16 protein-coding genes and 1 pseudogene are annotated in these 16,695 nt (G+C 53.0%); 13 read left to right on the top strand and 4 right to left on the bottom strand.

The window, feature by feature from the left end; all coding sequences use genetic code 11:
• The first annotated feature begins 407 nt into the window (after window positions 1-407).
• Genes AC6CHM_RS23740 through AC6CHM_RS23720 form a run of 5 tightly spaced genes read left to right on the top strand, consistent with a single transcriptional unit; the run spans window position 408 to window position 6,500 of the window.
• Window positions 408-2,243: a 5'-methylthioadenosine/S-adenosylhomocysteine nucleosidase family protein gene (locus tag AC6CHM_RS23740; RefSeq protein ID WP_498175567.1), complete on the top strand. Its 1,836-nt coding sequence runs from the start codon at window positions 408-410 to the stop codon at window positions 2,241-2,243.
• Window positions 2,244-2,249: 6 nt separating this feature from the next.
• Window positions 2,250-3,443 (top strand): FAD-dependent oxidoreductase, encoded by a 1,194-nt coding sequence (locus AC6CHM_RS23735; protein WP_498175677.1) that lies wholly within the window; start codon window positions 2,250-2,252, stop codon window positions 3,441-3,443.
• Window positions 3,430-4,716 (top strand): HD domain-containing protein, encoded by a 1,287-nt coding sequence (locus AC6CHM_RS23730; RefSeq protein WP_498175565.1) that lies wholly within the window; start codon window positions 3,430-3,432, stop codon window positions 4,714-4,716. Before AC6CHM_RS23735 ends, AC6CHM_RS23730 begins: the two co-directional genes overlap by 14 nt.
• Window positions 4,713-5,972: a DNA methyltransferase gene (locus AC6CHM_RS23725; protein WP_498175563.1), complete on the top strand. Its 1,260-nt coding sequence runs from the start codon at window positions 4,713-4,715 to the stop codon at window positions 5,970-5,972. Before AC6CHM_RS23730 ends, AC6CHM_RS23725 begins: the two co-directional genes overlap by 4 nt.
• A 3-nt stretch (window positions 5,973-5,975) precedes the next feature.
• Window positions 5,976-6,500 carry a hypothetical protein gene (locus tag AC6CHM_RS23720; RefSeq protein WP_498175561.1) on the top strand — a complete coding sequence of 175 codons (525 nt, stop codon included), beginning with the start codon at window positions 5,976-5,978 and terminating at the stop codon, window positions 6,498-6,500.
• A gap of 657 nt (window positions 6,501-7,157) precedes the next feature.
• Here AC6CHM_RS23720 and AC6CHM_RS23715 read toward each other — a convergent pair.
• Window positions 7,158-7,373, bottom strand: a complete 216-nt coding sequence (locus AC6CHM_RS23715; protein ID WP_498175691.1) for a hypothetical protein — start codon at window positions 7,371-7,373, stop codon at window positions 7,158-7,160.
• Here AC6CHM_RS23715 and fic point away from each other — a divergent pair.
• A complete protein-coding gene (gene fic / locus AC6CHM_RS23710) occupies window positions 7,343-8,491 on the top strand; it encodes a protein adenylyltransferase Fic (protein ID WP_498175559.1) in 1,149 nt (382 codons plus the stop codon). The two genes, AC6CHM_RS23715 and fic, sit on opposite strands and share 31 nt — an antisense overlap.
• The gene (locus tag AC6CHM_RS23705) at window positions 8,488-9,387 is read left to right on the top strand and encodes a recombinase family protein (protein WP_498175557.1); all 900 of its coding nucleotides are present in this window, start codon (window positions 8,488-8,490) and stop codon (window positions 9,385-9,387) included. The genes fic and AC6CHM_RS23705 overlap by 4 nt, the downstream gene beginning before the upstream one ends.
• 201 nt (window positions 9,388-9,588) lie before the next feature.
• Here the strand turns inward: AC6CHM_RS23705 and AC6CHM_RS23700 are convergent, their stop codons facing one another.
• A complete protein-coding gene (locus tag AC6CHM_RS23700) occupies window positions 9,589-10,005 on the bottom strand; it encodes a type II toxin-antitoxin system VapC family toxin (protein ID WP_498175555.1) in 417 nt (138 codons plus the stop codon).
• Entirely contained in the window at window positions 10,002-10,259 is a 258-nt protein-coding gene (locus tag AC6CHM_RS23695; protein WP_498175553.1) for a type II toxin-antitoxin system VapB family antitoxin, read from the bottom strand. Before AC6CHM_RS23695 ends, AC6CHM_RS23700 begins: the two co-directional genes overlap by 4 nt.
• A 221-nt stretch (window positions 10,260-10,480) precedes the next feature.
• On the opposite strand from AC6CHM_RS23695, the gene AC6CHM_RS23690 reads away from it, so the two are divergent.
• The 6 genes and pseudogenes from AC6CHM_RS23690 (at window position 10,481) to AC6CHM_RS23665 (ending at window position 15,048) form a co-directional block, all read left to right on the top strand.
• On the top strand, window positions 10,481-10,723 hold the full coding sequence (locus tag AC6CHM_RS23690) for a type II toxin-antitoxin system Phd/YefM family antitoxin (protein WP_498175551.1): 243 nt from the start codon (window positions 10,481-10,483) through the stop codon (window positions 10,721-10,723).
• Window positions 10,723-11,142, top strand: a complete 420-nt coding sequence (locus tag AC6CHM_RS23685; protein ID WP_498175549.1) for a type II toxin-antitoxin system VapC family toxin — start codon at window positions 10,723-10,725, stop codon at window positions 11,140-11,142. The genes AC6CHM_RS23690 and AC6CHM_RS23685 overlap by 1 nt, the downstream gene beginning before the upstream one ends.
• Complete coding sequence (locus tag AC6CHM_RS23680; protein WP_498175547.1) at window positions 11,132-12,298, top strand: site-specific integrase; 1,167 nt, start codon at window positions 11,132-11,134, stop codon at window positions 12,296-12,298. The genes AC6CHM_RS23685 and AC6CHM_RS23680 overlap by 11 nt, the downstream gene beginning before the upstream one ends.
• 284 nt (window positions 12,299-12,582) lie before the next feature.
• A pseudogene (locus AC6CHM_RS23675) lies at window positions 12,583-12,926 on the top strand (recombinase family protein); the annotation flags it as partial.
• Window positions 12,927-13,316: 390 nt separating this feature from the next.
• Window positions 13,317-13,718 (top strand): hypothetical protein, encoded by a 402-nt coding sequence (locus AC6CHM_RS23670; protein WP_498175545.1) that lies wholly within the window; start codon window positions 13,317-13,319, stop codon window positions 13,716-13,718.
• Window position 13,719: 1 nt separating this feature from the next.
• Entirely contained in the window at window positions 13,720-15,048 is a 1,329-nt protein-coding gene (locus AC6CHM_RS23665; protein ID WP_498175543.1) for an AIM24 family protein, read from the top strand.
• A gap of 291 nt (window positions 15,049-15,339) precedes the next feature.
• Here the strand turns inward: AC6CHM_RS23665 and ligD are convergent, their stop codons facing one another.
• A complete protein-coding gene (gene ligD, locus AC6CHM_RS23660; protein ID WP_498175541.1) occupies window positions 15,340-16,383 on the bottom strand; it encodes a non-homologous end-joining DNA ligase in 1,044 nt (347 codons plus the stop codon).
• Between the last annotated feature and the right edge of the window lie 312 nt (window positions 16,384-16,695).

Genomic DNA, 16,695 nt, shown 5'->3' with positions numbered 1-16,695 from the left:
TGTGGTAATGTCCGCAATCTAAGGTATATCTAATGGCGCCCAGCCGCAAAATGCGTATCCAACAGCAAGTTCATCTTGTCGATGCGGCCCTACGAACAAAAGGGGAGTATCATCTGTACCGCGACGAGGATTCTTTCGCTATCCTCGAAGGCGTGAGGCGCATGCATCAATTTCCGCTACTTACAGTGATTGAACCGTCTGGCCCGTTCGGCGGTGAATATACTTTGAAGCTAGCAAAGCATGATGGGTAATGCTTTCACAGTTGGCTAACCGTGTCGGCCTGGGATATTCTTCGCCTCTCTCTAGATTTACGTGCCGACCAGGCTTCACCACATATGTCGTGTGTCATAGCAACCGCAAATGAACTACTCTTCACATTCGCGAATCGCGGGGGACGATAGTATTTTATGCCAACCCATGGTAGATCGGTTTATCTTCATTTTTTTGACCGGGAGTTAGGTGAATCAGTTCAATGCACGATATCTGAAAATATTGTGCAAATTTCTCTTAAGCTTTTGAGCTTCCTAACTGGCTCAGCTCTTAACTGTAGCGCTTCAATTTTCTTTGAAAGCCCCGCAATCAACAGCTCAACGTCTCTAAGCGAGTTTATTAAACTGTTGGTACATACCGGACACCTCGATATTCTAAGTAGTCATCCGACACTGGCTGAATTTTTCGAATCGAGGGCAGCCTTGTACACCGACGATCGCAATCGCTACCCAATGTACTTTGGCAACAGTAGCCACATCCCCGACACATTACCCATCATACCAAAATCGACCAGCGCGACATTGTCTCTCGCCTCAGGCCTCGCAGCTTGGGGAGTTGACCCGCAATCCTCATTGGAGGCTGAACGCGACGCAAAGCGAGTGGTGAGCGAAAGCTTGCTCAGACGAGGAGATAGGGCCGTAACGGCGGCGCTGTTTTCAACCGCAACGAAGGCTTCAAAAAAGCCGGAATCCGCGATCGGAATTATCCGGCGCCAGATTTCCGTGCAGTACACGAAGCATTTCATGGGATCGCTGCACTCCGATATCGCTACGGGTATCAATGGCCTAAAGTTTTTTGACCGCTGTTCGGTGAATTTTCCTTGTCTAGATATTCCTATATTGTTCGATGTGGCGAAAATTCTCGGGTTAGAAAAGCTAATCGAGGCCGACTGGCTCGCGACGAGGGAGTTTTGGGAGGGTTATTTTTATAACAGGGCGGGCTACGACGAACGGAATGAACTTCACGAAAAAATTCAACTTCTCGGGGCAAGTCTAGCTGCTATGTACAAAAGTGATATCGCAAACCAGATGGAAACATTCCGACTGTTCGTTCAACAGACAATGAGGGCTATCAGCCATCGAGTTGCTCATACAGAGATAAAAGCAGGGACTGAAACGTTGAGCTTGGCCTCTTCAAGAATGGAGAAGGTCCTGGGTATTCTCTCAAACCACCTACAGTTTCGTAATGCAATGGAGGCTGCACGAGTGCAGGCGCAAGGCAAAACCACATATGATTACCTCATCGTCGTCGCAACGGATGTCGAGCGCGATGCAGTGTTTGAGGCCGTCAGGAATTTAGGCTGCGATCCAGAGCCACGGATTGTTGGCGGCCGAGCCTATTTTGATTGTGGATACATTCATGGAAAACATGTCGCTGTCGTAAAGGTGGCGATGGGTTCGTCTTCCGTTGGTGGATCCATCTCTACCACGATACAGATCTCACATCATCTCAAACCTAAGCACGTCATTATGGTTGGGATTGCATTCGGGATGGACGAATCAAAATACCCTATTGGCACAGTCTTAGTAAGCCGGCAGGTACTTGGGTATGAGTTGCAGCGGGTGGGAAGCAACGAGTACGGCGAGGCCGCGGTTGTTTCTCGCGGGTCGCGGACCGACGCCAGTCCGATGCTAGTTAGCCTCATCGAAGCGGCGGCAAGCGTGTGGAATGATGCGGAGGTTAAGATCGGACTGCTCTTAAGCGGCGATAAACTGGTTGATAATCTTGATTTTCGGGAGAAGCTCCAGGCGCTGGCCGGTGGCGACGCCATTGGTGGCGAGATGGAGGGCATTGGCCTTGTGGTCGCGCTTGCGGAAAAGCCAACCCCTTGGGTAATAGTCAAAGCAGTCTGCGACTGGGCCGACGGAAACAAATCGGAAGAGAAGAAATCACGCCAAGCGCTTGCAGCTAAAAACGCCGTGTCTCTAGTATTCCGCGCCATGAAGATCGTTCCAGATCACGAGGAAAGCTAATTGTCTGTGACTACTGGTGACTACTTAATAATCGGAGCAGGTTTGGCTGGCATAAACGCTGCCCAAGTACTCGCGGAAGCTGGTAAAAGTGTCGTTCTCATCGATCACAGCCTGCCACAAGCAAACGGGGCCCTGGGGGGATTCACGCGGTTCTCTGGTGCAAAGTTTTCGCTCCCTCCGGCGGGTCAGGGACTTATTCAAGTAGCCGGGGGGCTCGACGCCCTAAACTGCCAAATTGGTCAAGCTTTATCCTTTTGCGAATTAAGTGATAGACGAGTTATACGTTCGGATGATCTGCAGGGAGACGAACGCTTGTCAAGCGAGGCCACTATTAGAACGTATGAGTCGATTGTTCTAACCCCTCCTGAAATTGAAGATCTTGTTCAACTCATCTCAGAGAAAATCCGTAAGCTCACTCGTGTTGTAGATTCCACAATTGTTAATCTCGAGCGTACCAGCTCTGGGTGGATTGCCTCAGACCGTCACGGTCCAGTTGCTAAGGGCCGCGTCGTAGTTGCCGCTGGTGGGAGAGCAGCAGGATCTTTGCTGAAAGCCGCAGGCGCTTCACCACAGGAAGGCAAGGGCATCGACCTTGGCGTCCGTTTGGAGTTTTTAAACCGCCGCGCCTTGCAAATGTTGCGCGCACGCGGGCCCGATGCAAAGGTTCTTCTTGGGAATACTCGAACTTTTTGCCTTAACTACCCTGGAACGATATTTCGCTACCCATTCCATGATATCTCGATACCTGGTGGTATCGTTGCTAACGAAGGTGAGCCTCGTGCTAACTTTGGAATTCTGACACGTGTTCGAGGAAAAGCTGTGGCGCTCACTCGAGCGCTCACCTACCTGGAGACCCTGCCACGGTCAGAGTATGAGCGCGCGCCCACTGTAAAAGGAACTCCAACCTTTCAGCTCTCATTAATTCGGGCAGCATATGGAGAATCCGTTGCTCAAACCCTCGCTACCTTTGCTGAAACTTTGAGTGTACTGGGCCTCGTTGATTGGGATCAAGAGTATAGGATCCATTTTCCCTTGCTGGATTGGCACTGGGACGTTTTCGCAATTGATTACACACATCAGACTGACCAGCCCGACCTATTTGTTGCGGGGGATGCCGCGGGGCATGCTCGAGGTCTTTTGCAAGCAGCGGTGTCTGGTAGGCTGGCCGCCTCGGAGGCGTTAGATTATGCTGGCATTTAGATCATTCGACCCTCTCTATGGACGCACTGAATTCTCACCATTCGAGGCCACGTTAATTCGAACGCCGGAGGTCCAAAGACTCCGTAACGTAAGAATGTGCAACATCAACTCATTGCTAATCACGGGCGCGTCGGAAATCTCGCGCTTTGAGCACACCCTGGGAGTGACGCGGTTAGCCAAGGAGTGGGCCGAAGCATCTAATTCTACCTCTGACACCGCCGCCATCATCACTGCAGCAGCTATGCTGCACGACATGAAAACTGGACCGTTCGGACATTCCCTTGAGTATATCCTTGCCGACGATCCAGACTTGGAAGACCTGCACCATCAACGCGTCGGAGAACGACTTGAAGAGGCATTCTTCCAACGCACGGAAGCAAACGTATCCTATTTGGGTTCGTCATTTCAGGCGGCAACTCTGATCGGTGAGAACTGGAGTCAGGTAGCTGAGGCTATAGCTGGGGATGGCCCACTGGGGCCATTAATCAGCAGTCAAATTGATTTGGACAACATAGACAATGTCGTCAGGCTTGCCTATCACGTGGGTATCGCATCGAGGGACGACAGTAATGTAGCGCTTGCTCTCGCGAGAGACCTGCGAGTTGTTTCCGGCAGGCTATCAATACATAGCTCAAGCATTCCCCTTGTTAAACGGTGGCAGTCGCTGAGACATCAACTTTACCGCTATCTCCTCCATGATTGGGCTGAGTTCTCAGCGAAAGCCATGCTAACTAAGGCGATTGAGCTGGCAACAAGCGCCGATATAATCGGCGTTGATAGTTGGATACTGACGGATGATTCCCTAGTACATCATCTGATTTCAGCTTCAGTAGGTGCCAACCAGAACATTGGGACACTGGTAAAGCGGACAATGCTAGCTGACTTGTACTACCCAGTGAGTTTAAGACGTAGCTTTTTCACCAATGGATACGATAAACTATCAAACCCTTCCATCAAACGCACGTTGGAGGAAAAGATGTCACAAGTTCTTAAGTGCCAAACAATCGTACACGTCATACTTGATCGCTCGAAAACGGACAGAGGCGTAAATTTGCACGTCCGAGATAGGGATGAAGACGTTGAAATCGGCGAATCCTCAAACGAGCTTCTCATTGGTCTGTTCTCTTCTCGCGAGCAATCTCAAAAAACGAATTCCAGGGCAGTAGCAGAATTTCAGCGCGCAATATCAGATATCGTAGTCGATTCACAACCGCTAGCGGACCCACTTGAAGATCCTTTTCAGAACTCAGCAAGCCAGTTCAAATTGATATGAGTGATCAAGCAGTTCATAGGCAATTATCTTTCGTTGATTGGGATTTCGTTGAGCGCGGTCCTTTAGATATCTCGGCAATTCACTGGTACCCAGGAAGTTTTGCACCTGGACTACCAGGAGTACTAGTGGACTTGCTGTCGTCGGAAGGAGACACAATATTTGATCCGTTTTGTGGAATCGGTTCGACGGCAGCCGCGGCGATTTTGCGCGGTCGGAACTCCGTCTCGTGCGACATTAATCCTGTAGGAGTAATGTCGGGCCTCGCCACCACCGGGCTCATTTCACTCCTGATGAAGGACCAATTTCTTTTCGAAGCTGTGCTCGATGATTTGCGTTCCGTTGTTGAGGAGATTCGAACACCAAACGCTTTCTTGATTGAAGCACTGCAGTCGGGGACGACTGTAGATGAGCACATAGATGAGGTAGGTGGTCGATCCGTTCCAAACGTGTTGAATTTTCTATTTAAACCGCCCGCGGTCGCAAGTCTCAGCGACTGGTACCATCCCAAAACTTTAGATGAACTCCAAAGACTTCTCGAGTATATCGAGTCCGCTCGCACTGCCCGCTTTACGAAGATAGTCGGCTTCACGATGCTATCTGCCATCGCACGTAACACCTGTTCGGAGACACGCAGTTGGGGTCATGTAGCGGACAACGTGCGCCCAACCGAGTTCGTCTATAAAGATGCGGGTGGCGCTGCGTTGGCGTGGATAAAGCGCACAAGGCGGCAGCTCGACGGAATAAGGCGCACGATTCCCGCAACATCACGACAAGGGAGATTCGATTTCTCAGTAATTGACTGGAACAAGGATCTTTTTTCAATGCCGTGCGAAGCACCTGCGCTACTATTGACCTCCCCTCCTTACGGAGGGGCTATCGACTACGGTCTCGCACAACGTCTCACGATGTATTTCCTTGGGAAATCTGATGATGATTTGGCTGTCCTCGTCAATGCCGAAATCGGCGCCAGACGAAAAAGGTTTAAACTTGGTCACATCAACACGTGGGCTGAACAGCTTGTACGCGTGGCAACAAATCAATTAAGTTTCACAGACGGAAGCAGCTTCGCAGCTTACGTCATGCCCCATAAAGACCATGGGCGTATCGAGGGAGAGGTCATGCTGAAGGCTGGCCTAGAAGAAGATGGTTGGGAGCTGTGGTTTTCTGCAGACCGATCTGTCAGACAATCAAGAGCGAGGCAGTCTTGGACTTCCATCAAAAAGGAAACAATTTTGATTTTTAGGAGGAATAGCTAGTCCATGCTCTACGTACTCACAGGTGTCCGCGGCGCGGGTAAAACAACGCAAATCGAACGGATCAAACAAAAGAATATCGGGGTGGTCCTGCAACCCTCTACAACCCGACCGCCAAGATTTGAGGGTGAGTCCGAGTACGATTTTGTAGAGACATGGCATTCTGAAAAGTACGCTTGGTCTATTGATGTTGGTGAATATAAATACGGAATGCGCAACTCGGAGATACGACGGGCAGCCACAATTCCCGCTTTTACAGTATTCGAACCGATTGCGATCGAAACATTCTATAATTTTCGCGACCGTTCGGGCGTCTCAGCATGCACCATTGGTTTGGATACGGTCGCCGATCTCGCCAAGCAGCTTAGCCGAGTGGGTAACGTCAAATCGCGGATCATGACATTAGATCAATTTACTCTCGCTAGGGAAAAAGTTAGCGAAGCAGACATCGTTCTTACCGGGAATGAGGACGAAATCTTTGAAAAAATTATTGCCTTATTGAAGGTGTCTAACGGATCGCATACCAATTGATCGGGCACTTGATGGCAGTTTTAAGTTCAACGACTCCCCGTGTCCAAACCGCCTCCGTTGTCTCCCCCGCGCCCAAGCGTAACTTCCCGGGCGATGAGATCTAGATCAGGCTTGGCATCGCGAGGGCCGCTTTTTGTTTGCCTTATCGTTAGTGGTCCGCAGGTCTGTCGCCCTTTTATACCAGACGACTTACTAGGTTGGCGTGGCGAGGTTCTTCAACCTGGCAACCTCATCCCACAGGTGCTAGTTCTCAGAACTAGCAGCATGTTACTCTCCAAATTGCAAACGCTCATCCTTCAGCGTGAGTTGCTTTTTCCAGGCGCAGTCTCTCATTGATCAGCCAAAGCCTCCCAAATTCTGCTTCGTGTTCGTGGCTTAGTTCAACGAGGTCAGCCCTCAGTCCGAGCATCGCTGGCAACGATACGTATCGACATGACCAACCGAAGGTACCGTCTATCATAAATAGAGTGAATCACACTCAATCAATAACGTTAATCGTCTCAGCACGGTGCCAGCGCGAATAGCCGGATTCATAACCTATGAGGCAACCTAGCGATATGGTAAGGCTTTGAAACTATGGTAAATACAGAGGTAACACGAAGCTATCTTAATTCTGTTGTAACGACATACTGCCAGCTTCGTTCTAACCATCGATAACTAACGTTTATCGATAGGGTACACAGCCAAGAAATTCTTATCTCTCGCCGCCGAAACGCCCGTATTCCCTTGCTTTTCGAACAACTCAACGATCGCAGACATGCTCATTTTATTATTATCGGCATTTTCAAATAACCATTTTCTAATCACTTCCGATATTGTACAAAGACCTTGCAAACCGTGATATGTGTCGATATAAATCAATTTCATCGCCATGTTTTATCAATATGTCGTTTCAAACGCAACGCCCGTATAACGATCTTCCTCTTCTGCCACCACAGCAGGATGTAGAAACAAAAGTAGTCCTGAAAGCATGCATTGAAGCACGTGCAGCGTTGGCCGAGCTTCGAGTTTCGGGCCAGCTTATTTCAAACCAGGCAGTTCTTATCAATTCGATTCCACTCTTGGAGGCTCAGGCAAGTTCTGAAATCGAGAATATCATGACGACAGCAGACCAGCTGTTCCGCTTCGTTAACGAGTCTGGAAATCATGCGGATGCTGCGACCAAGGAAGCTCTGCGTTACCGCACAGCTCTGCACCAAGGTTTCCTTATGCTGGAACAGCGACCGGTTTCCACCTCCGTCGCAATTGAAATTTGTCGGACGATCAAAGGCATCGATCTTGATATTCGGGCGACTCCCGGAACAGCACTCATGAATGATGCAACGGGTGCTGTGATCTATACTCCGCCCGAAGGCAAAGCACTGTTGCTGGAGAAACTAGCAAACTGGGAACGTTATATACATGAGGCCGAGGAAATTGACCCGCTGATCCGCCTGGCAATCATGCACTACCAGTTTGAAGCAATCCATCCCTTTACCGATGGCAACGGCAGAACCGGACGTGTGCTCAACCTCCTGTATCTCGTTGACAAGGGGCTGTTGGAAATTCCAGTTCTCTATCTCAGCCGCTACATCATCCGCAACAAATCGGCCTATTATCAGCGCCTCCTGTCCGTAACGACCGATGGAGAGTGGGAGGAATGGATTCTCTTCATGTTGGAAGCTGTACGGGACACGGCACATTGGTCGACCGAAAAAATTCGCTCCATTCGTAATTTGCTGGATGAAACAGCGTTGCGCATACGCAATGAATTGCCAAAAATTTATTCCCGAGAGCTCGCGGAGATTATCTTCATGAATCCCTACTGCCGCATAGGTGATCTTGTGGATGCTGGAATTGCCAAGAGGCAAGCTGCTGCCACCTATCTGAAGATGATTTCCGAAATAGGTGTGCTTGAAGAAATAAAGTCTGGCCGGGAAAACCTGTACATCAATCCTAAGCTGCTCGGGCTACTGTCAGAGCGAAATGAATGGAAAACTACCACGAAATGAAACTCCAGCCCAAGCCACGTCTTATCGGATATGCTCGTGTTTCCACGGAAGATCAGTTGAGCGACCCTCAGCTGATTGAGTTGCAGGCAGCTGGCTGTCAGACGGTTTTCGAAGAGCGGGGTTCTGGTGCTTCCCGCGCGCGGCCAGTTCTGGCAAAGCTGTTACGGGAAATCAATGTAGGAGAAGTCCTGGTTGTGGTTCGTCTGGACCGCCTGGCACGCTCCGTCAGCCATTTGCTGCAGGTGATCGAGCAACTGGAAGACAAGGGTGCACATTTCCGATCGCTGAACGATCCAATCGATACCTCGACCCCGCAAGGCATGTTTTCGCTGCAGGTTCTTGGCGCCGTAGCCCAACTGGAGCGGGCATTGATCTCCGAACGCACCAAAGCAGGTATCAAAGCCGCCAAAGGCCGTGGCAAACTTCCTGGCAATCCGGGTCTGCGTGCGCGGACACCCGAAGCCATTGCCAAAACGTCACGGGCAAGAAAACGCGACCATCTTGCCGATCTGACCGCAACGATGTCTTCCTGGCTGCCGATTGTGCAGCGCATGCGTCCCGACCATCCTTGGGAAGACGTGGCGCGAAGCCTTAACCGTGAAAGCGGGCAGAAATGGTCTGTCGATCGACTGCGGCGTTCGGTAAACCGCCTCGTGCAGGAAGGTTTGGTCGATCCTGGATTGGTCAGCGCTGCCCGCCGCCGCTTGCCGGAGGACCGTCTGATATCTTTGATCACCGGCATTGCCAACGCAAATCCAGACCTCACCTTGCGCGACATTGCCGCCCAGCTTGAAGCGATGTACGAGCGCACGCCGCGGGGATCGGCAACCTGGACAGCCTCGTCGGTCAAGCATCTGCTGGACAGGGCCAGGAAACTTGGCCTCATTGCACGATAGCCTCGCATCCGCAAGCAAGGTCAGAGACAAGTGCTCGAATAATATTGCAGGCTCCTGCCGTGCCAGATGCTTGAGGGTTGCCAGGTCTTGGTCGGTGAGCTGGTCGCGGCGATCAATCGGCAGAATTGCGGAAACCGCGTCCAGTTCCGCAGCGCGTTTTAAACCGGACAGAACTCTGCAGACTGCTTATGCCTTCGCCCATCAGTGATCGCCCGCCATCACTGCAGAGCCCCGGTGACACTGTAGATTTGTTTTGGCGAAATCATTTCCCTTGAACAGTAGCGGTGCCTTGGCGACGGCTGCGACTGCATAAGAAGAGCAGTCACCCATGTTGAGACCCGCTGGATGACGTCCCTTGCCGAAGCGGTCAAACGCTCGTTCCGCTTCACGATAATGCTTTTCGTCAAAAGCAATCGCGGTTACGTTCGGAAGCCGGACAAACTGATCGACAATCTCCGAAGCGTTTGGAAATCCTCTTCCTGTCAGCACCATTCGAGCCTCAAGCAGGGTCGGCCAGCCGATTGCAAGTGCCTCCCGACCCACCAGCGATATGAACCGTTCGGCCTCTGGCTCTCCCAAAGCCATCGCCAGAATGACCGACGTATCGACAGCGATCATCGTGGTAAACCATATTCGTCGTAGAAATCGTCATGCGCAGATGTCGTGCCGGTCGGCACAGCACGCCGGCCCTCGGCCATCAAGTGCGACAGGACATCGATCGGTGTCCGGGCAGACTGTTGGCGCAGTTCCAGATCGTATCGCTCGAGCGCCTGCTCGACAAGCTTGTTGATTGGCTGACCGGTGCGACGCGCCAGCGCATGGGCCAAGTCCCTCGCCTTTGTGCTGCGGACGGAGAGTTGTGGTTCAGACATCGGCTTTCCTCTATCGAGATCCCATTAAATATAGCGATTCCCGCCTGAGATGGCAAGAAAAACTCCAATAGATGGCTTACTATTGATAGTTTTCCTGTATCGATAGTAATATGGTCAGGTCTTGACCAACTTTGTGAACCGGCTGTATGATCAGCAGAACGTTGAAAAGCGGTGTTAACCACCGTCCGCTCGACGAGAGACGCAACCATGGAGCATCCGTCATGACCGTTACCGTCAAGGTCGCCCAGGCCAAAACTCATCTGTCCGAGCTCCTGGCGAAAGTTGAAGCCGGCGAGGACGTCATTATCTCGCGCGGCAACACGCCTGTCGCGCGGCTTTCCCGCATCCGCCGCGACAACGATGTCGATGCACTGATCGCCGAAATCAAGGCCCAGCGCGCCAGCCGTCCAGTCACCACGCAGGCCGAAATCCGCGAATGGCGCGATGAAGGTCGGCGTTACTGATGTCCTTTGTTCTTGACGCCTCGATCGCCGCCGCCTGGTTTCTGCCCGACGAACAACACGATGCCGCCGATCGACTGATGTCTGAAATCCGATCGACGGTCGCTCTCGTACCCTCACTGTTCTGGTTTGAGACGCGCAACCTGTTTCTGGTCGCAGAGCGGCGGGGCGGGCTGACGCAGGGCGAAGCGCTGCTATTGATGACACAGCTGCGAGGGTTGCCGCTCGAGGACGCTGGATCGGGCGGAGACGGCCTGGTGCTGGAACTGGCGGCCCGCCACACGTTGACCGCGTACGATGCGAGTTATGTTGCCCTTGCCGGAACGCAAGGGCTGCCTCTGGCGACTGGTGACCGAAAGATGGCTGCCGCCGCCCGCAGCGAAGGGATCACGATCGCTGGGCCGCTCGAACATGAGCACTGACCTCTCGCTTTTAGACAATGGCGTCTTCAAACGCGCTAAGGAACTGGATTCGCTTGACGCTATCCTGCCTTTCAACCGACGCGACCAACTTGCCGAACTTTTGACCAACGACGATATCGCGACGCTGAAGCATCTGGCCAGCGCAGGCATGGGTGACAACACCATGCGGGCGCTGGCGTCTGACATTGCTTACCTTGAGGCGTGGTGCGCTGTCGCCAGCGGCACTCCCCTCCCCTGGCCCGCACCGGAAAGCCTGCTGCTGAAATTCGTCGCGCACCATTTGTGGGATCAGGCTGAGTGCGAAAACAATCCGGAGCACGGCATGCCGCAAGACGTGACAGTTGCATTGCGGGCCAAAGGCATGCTGCGCAGCACCGGCCCGCATGCGCCGAGCACCGTGCGCAGGCGGCTGACTAGCTGGTCGATCCTGACACGCTGGCGCGGCCTGACCGGTTCGTTTTCGGCACCCTCCCTCAAAAGTGCTCTGCGGCTGGCTGTCCGCGCCAGCGCCCGGCCCCGTCAGCGCAAGAGCAAAAAGGCGGTGACTGTGGATGTGCTGGTCAAGCTGCTGGCTGTCTGTGGCGGCGACAGGCTGGTTGATGTGCGTGATCGTGCCCTGCTGCTGATGGCCTTCGCCTCCGGCGGCCGCCGCCGTTCCGAAGTTGCCGGACTGCGTGTGGACAACCTCGTTGACGAGGCGCCGGTCCGCGCCGATCCGGCCAACAAAGATTCCCCTGCCCTGCCCTGCCTCGCCATCCATCTCGGTAGAACAAAAACCACCTCGGCCGATGATGACGAACAGGTGGTTTTGATCGGTCGTCCTGTTGTTGCACTAAAAGCCTGGATCAAGGCAGCAGGAATTGAGAACGGCGCTGTCTTTCGCCGCATCGATCAATGGGGCAATCTTGACCGGCGGGCGCTGACACCGCAATCGATCAATCTCATCGTCAAGGCACGCGCCAGGCAGGCGGGTCTCGATCCCTCCATGTTTTCGGCCCATGGGTTACGCTCCGGCTATCTGACGGAGGCGGCCAAGCGCGGCATTCCGCTGGCGGAAGCTATGCAACAGTCGTTGCACAAATCCATGGCGCAAGCGGCTGGCTATTATAACAATGCCGAGCGCAAAATGGGACGGGCCGCCCGGATTCTTGTTTGATTATTTGTCGCGTTGGCAGGGAAGACAATTCAGAAGCGAGAACATGGTGCTGCTTGCATCCGAAATGTAGCATACATCGCTGATGTCAATTGCCTGTTCAAATTATTTGCAGCGCGCAATCATCCGGTTGTGTTCAAGTTGCGTGAGACACTGGTGACTGTCCTTTGGTTAGACGCTCCAATAGGCCGGCACGGTGAGACGATTTTTACGTCTCATAAGGATTGTTTGTGACATTCCGAGACGCTAGCGTGGCGTCGTCTGGATGTTAACGAGACGATTGTCCGATGCCAACCCACCGCTATGCCCGCGTGAGCAGCATTGATCAGGACCTGAGCATTCCGGAAGCGGTGCTTCGAGCGGCCGGTTGTCAACTCACTCGTTCCGGGAAAAAGAGCAGTACACAGCGAGAGGGACGGAGTGAGTTCACGACCCAGATGGATTTCTTGCATGCGGGCGACACACTGATGGTCACACGTATCGACCGGCTGGCACGGTCGATACGTGATCTCCAGGACATTGTAAGAACCATGAAGGCAGGCGCGTCACCTTGCAGGCGACAGAGCAGCCAATCGATACCTCGGCGGCGAGCGACGAGACATTTCTCGATATGCTGTGCGTGTTCGCTGAGTCAATCTGCGGCGGCGCCTGAAAACTCTTCCACTCTGCCATTCACTGAACCGTTTAACGCCAAACCTTCAGAATTTGACAATTCCTCAATGGCGATCTCGATGTCGGCCGGGCTGTCAAACTCACCGAGAAAATGCGTGCTTCGGGACTGCCGGTGTGACTGAGGTCAGTGCCTGCCGGAGTCGCCAACATCGCTTCGAAATGCCGAAAAGGCTGTCAAGGAATCACAGGTCGAGCTCAACAGGAAATTCTCGACAACGCATCGATCCTGGGGGCTTTCAATAGCGCTCTTGTAGAAGTGACAAAATATGATGCCAAACTTGCATATGGATGGCTCATCTACAGCGGCATGAGTCTTGTATCGCTGATTTGGCTTCTGTCCAGGATCCCCATGCAAAGTTTGGAGTTTTGCTCACTGGCGGGGCTGGTTGCAGGGATCCCGTTGATACGCGGCTATATTGGTGATGGGGCTGGCATTTTCGATCTCTTTCCTCTGTTCTACCTATTGGCCGCATCAGTGGCGATCCGGCTTACTTTTCTTACGATTGCGCAAAACAAGGATGCATTGGCAATCCTGCGTTCCGGAGCAACTCATATCCGTGCAGGCAGTGTGACAAAGATAGTTGTGCAGAGCACTCCTATTCTTGCCGCTCTGCTGCTGGGTCTGGCTTTGCAGTGGTGGATCGAACGGACCGCGATTTCCATCCTCTACGATATCCAGATTCCGGTGGGCGAGAGCGGGGAGACTGGCGCGGAACAGCAGAGCATTTGGGCTGATCCGAGACTCTGCTGACATGAAAACGCTACGGGGCGACGTTGAGTACTCCGTTGAACTGGGGTTCAACCAAATCGAGGAATCGCTGCAAGATGAAAACAGCGACTTCCGGACGTCGATAAAAGACGCCGTTAAAGGCGGACAGTCTAAGGGAGATGTTGTTCTCAATCTGCTTTTCAGGAAACCTGATAGCAGACCTCTTCCACCACACGTTTGGCATCTCTACCCAACACTTGCACTGCCAGACTGCGATTGGCTTTTGCCAGATGTGAAATGCTTTGTTCGCAGATCTTTCCTGAAGGAGATCGATCATCTTTATCGTACATTCCGTGAACCCCAGCTTCGTTTGGCAGAACAGAAGATCAAAGAGATCGGAGAGGGAGCCACGAAGAGGTCGGACAAATGTTTGGACGAACTGAAGAAGAAAAAGATATCTGGGCCCGCCCTGACGAAACTGCACGAGTGTGATGTGGTCGATGCGCTGAGCGCCGCGCTAGCAGTGGCAAAAGCTGAAACTCAACAAGCCATCTCGCGCATTTTCTTCGAAGCGCGATGCTTCGAGCTATTTGCGGCCTTTCTGATGTGGGCCGCCCTTGTGCGTAGTCTTACCAATATCGCGGCTCGTAACTTCGGTGAAGCGTCCCAGCAGCCCTTCTTGTCAATGGACCCCGACAATGTAGCAAGTGATTCTCCCCTCAAGCCGTCGGTCGTGACAGAACTGGCCTTGCTTGATGATCACGGCCAGCCCTTTTATGTGCACCGCAGTTATGATGTGACCGACGCGCCGGCGGCGCTGCATTGGCCGCAACCTCGCGCCGCCATGCTGACTCGAATTGCCAGCGGAATTTATGCCTTCAATCGTGTTGCCCAAAAGCCCGCCGGAGACTTTTCAATCCGACTTACGAGTGGTGCAAGTTTCGTCAAGCTAACACTTCGACCCGGAGAAAGATTGTACTTGAACCCCAGACGGCTCGTAGCCTTCAGCGAGAATGTAAGGCTGGGTTCGAAACTGAACCTGCGGCTTGCGGCCACCGCATTCGGACGGATCTTATTCCTCACAGTCCATGTTCATGGCGCGACGGATGGTATTGTTTTGCTGCGATGCGACGGTGTCCCCGACATCGATGCACCAGCAACCAGTGTGCATGCCGATCGGCTTGTTGCTTGGCGTCCCGGTTGCAAGCTCGCCGTGAAAGGCGGCACCCGGGTGCGCGACATCTATCTTTCGCAATCACAAGTGATGTTGGCATCCGGAAGCACGGCAGTGGTGGACGTGCAGAATGTTCGCCGCGTTGTTTGGATACGAGGCCTGGTCCGGTATTTTCCGGCATTCCTGTTGCCGTTCTGAAAAACCAGCGTCCGGCCACAGTAAGATTCCGAGGCAAGAACATATCGTCTCACGCAAGCTGAGCACACGGCCATCCGCATTCTCACTGAACTTGAGCAGGATTCCGCCATCATTGCGAGCGGCGCACAGTTGCGCGGAGCAATCATGAACTTCAATCAACCCGGGACTCAGCACGTTGAGTATAGACCTGCAGATACGGCTCCCTTCTTGATCGACGGGAACGTTGACAAAAACTTGGCAAATAAAACCCGGACTGACCATGAATCCGAGCTGGCTTTCAATAGCGGCAAGTTACTTCATCTTCAGGACGGCTGCGTTATCCTGCAATTCACGCTGGCCCTTGTAGGAGGCATGCCTTAGGTTGCCATCATGGGTCCAGGCCCGGAATTCAATTTCCGCAATCAGAGTCGGCAGGACGAATTGCACACCCTTTTCCTGGATCGGAACCGGTGGCCTGGTGGTCTTCAGCTTCTCCAGGTCCTTACGAAGCGCTGTTGCCGTGCGTTGATTTAACCCGGTGCCGACGCTACCAACGTAAACGAGATCATGACCTTTCCAGGCAGCGAGCAGAAGGCGGCCGACACCGTCAAAGGCAACTGTTGACGGTTCCCAGCCAACGATGAAGAAACTTTCACTTTGAGTGCATTTGATCTTCAGCCAATCACCGCTGCGGCCGCTGCTGTAAGAACTGTCTCTCCGCTTGGCGATGATGCCTTCAAGACCGTGCTGACGGGCATCAGCGAGAAGACTATCGCCATCGCCTTCGATCGTTTCGGAAAACTTGACAGTGCCATCGGCCTTTCCGATCAGACCCTCAAGCAGATGTCGGCGTGACACCAGTTCCATGTCCCTGAGGTCATGCCCGTCGAAATAAAGCAGATCGAAGGCATAGAACCAGGCTTCTTCCGATGGGCGCTTGCCGCCCCGGCCGCCAAGCGATTGTTGCAACAGGCCAAAGTCAGGCAACCCATTGTCATCCAGGACGACAGCCTCACCGTCAAGAATGGCGGTCGCCACACCAAGGTTCCTTGCTGCTTCGGCAATTGCCGGAAAACGGTGGGTCCAGTCGTGCCCTGCGGGTGTCAGAATGCGAATGCCTTTGGGTTCGATATGAATGGCAAGCCGGTAACCGTCCCATTTTACCTCATACAGCCAGTCCGGTCCTGTCGGCGGCCTTGTTTTGGGTAAAGCCAGACAGGGCTCGACACGCTCCGGCATGGGATCAAGTGACAGTTGCGGCTGCGCCGGATCACGAAGCTTGCGCGGCCTGCTCTGCAAAGGACGCTCTGTTTCACGAAGCAGCGGTTGAGAAGACTGACCAGGAGTTTTTGCCATGGCATATTTCACGCAGAGATTGGTTAAAGAGTCGAGTCTTCACGCATTCCGTGCCGAAACGGATCGTTTCGGCACCATCTGCAGATGCGATCCAGTTGCCCATCGAGCAGCCATCTGGTAGTCACGAGTTCCGATCGCAGCATTGGCATATCACTGATCGTGTTGATTGCGGGCACAACAATGTCAACCCAAACTTGGAGTGGGCATCTCGCCATTCAGGTCGAAGCAACACATCAGTGGACGCCGCATGTCTCCATTCTCTAAGCTTGCTGGCACGAATCTTGCCAACGTTTGCAACCGGGCGATGCTTGA

The organism is Phyllobacterium sp. GQ127 (genome assembly GCF_059758635.1).
This window is presented reverse-complemented; position numbering and strand designations above follow the sequence as displayed.